Origin of the sequence: Sphingomonas chungangi, assembly GCF_013778325.1 — a bacterium.
Taxonomy (GTDB): domain Bacteria; phylum Pseudomonadota; class Alphaproteobacteria; order Sphingomonadales; family Sphingomonadaceae; genus Solisphingomonas; species Solisphingomonas chungangi.
Window position 1 is genome coordinate 1 of the sequence record NZ_JACEIB010000016.1, and the last position, 1,317, is coordinate 1,317.

Annotated in this window: 1 protein-coding gene; it reads left to right on the forward strand. The window is 59.8% G+C overall.

Translation table 11 applies throughout. The features are described from left to right. The first annotated feature begins 80 nt into the window (after nucleotides 1-80). Nucleotides 81-1,097, forward strand: a complete 1,017-nt coding sequence (locus tag HZF05_RS13545) for an IS110 family RNA-guided transposase (RefSeq protein WP_160366784.1) — start codon at nucleotides 81-83, stop codon at nucleotides 1,095-1,097. Nucleotides 1,098-1,317: the final 220 nt, after the last annotated feature.

The window sequence follows — 1,317 nt, forward strand, 5'->3', positions numbered from 1 at the left end:
TGGGACACCGCGTAATTGATGTAGCCACCCTCCTGGATGTTACGAAGTCGGAATGCCGCTTCAATGCAGGAGGGTGACCGATGTCGATCTATGCAGGGCTCGATGTGAGTGACAAGACCACGCATGTTTGTGTGGTGGACGCGGAAGGTGCGATATTGCGGCGGGAGGTTCTCGCCAGTGATCCCGATCTTTTGGCGAAATGGCTTGCTCGTTATTGCCCAACCCTGGCCCGTGTGGTTCTGGAAACCGGCCCACTCTCGGCGTTCCTCTATCACGGCCTGGCGGCTCGCGACGTGCCGGTCGAGTGCATCTGTGCTCGTCATGCGAAGGGCGTGCTTTCTGCGCGGGTCAACAAGAGCGATGTTCACGACGCGGAGGGACTGGCTCAGCTCGCTCGCACGGGCTGGTACAAGCGGGTTCACATGAAGGCGTCGGCGACGCATTTCGATCGTGCGGCGATCCGCATTCGCGCTCAGCTGGTGGCGGCGCGGACTTCGATGGCCAACCAGTTGCGCGGATTGCTGAAGCTGTTCGGCCTGAGGCTGGGGACCGCGAGGACGCCAACCAAGCGGAACGAGAGGCTTGCCGCGTTCTATGCTCAGCGCCCAGACCTTCAGGCGTTGTTCGCCCCGCTGATTACATCAATGGAGGCGATCGAAGGTCAACTGCGTGCATCCGACCGGATGTTGGCAAAGCGAGCTGCCTCGGATCCAGTTTGTACACGCCTGATGACCGTTCCTGGTGTCGGGCCGATCACCGCGCTGACCTACACGATGAGCATCGAGGATCCCCGACGCTTCGCCAGGAGCGAAGATGTGGGCGCTTATGCCGGCCTGGTACCGCGTCGAAGTCAGTCTGGCGAACGCGATACACAGGGGCATATCTCGAAAGCAGGCGATCCCATGCTGCGGAAATCGCTCTACGAAGCGGCTAATATCATCCTGACGCGCGTCAAACGATCATTCCCGCTTCAGCAATGGGGTAGAAAGCTGGCCGAGGCGAAAGGCTCTCGGCGCGCCAAAGTTGCAGTGGCGCGAAAACTCGCTGCCCTGTTGCACACCGTTTGGCTGAACGAGACCGAGTTCCGCTGGGTATAACTCCAGCGGTCCTTATCCCGATCAGCCATGCCCGGACGATCTCGTCTGCAAAGTGGAGGTTCAACCTCGTTTGGGACCCAGAGACGTCCACCCACCACCGCTCGGCCGCGATCATGAAGGCTCGGACACCAGGCTTCTGAAGCCGTTCGATGACCTCGAAGACAACCATTGGCAACCGGGCACAAGAAAGACAGCGACATGCGCAAATCAATTAGACAAC

What these genes read in the sequence shown, in the direction of transcription:
- HZF05_RS13545 (WP_160366784.1), top strand. Translation starts at nt 81, where the DNA reads ATGTCGATCTATGCAGGGCTCGATGTGAGTGACAAGACCACGCATGTT.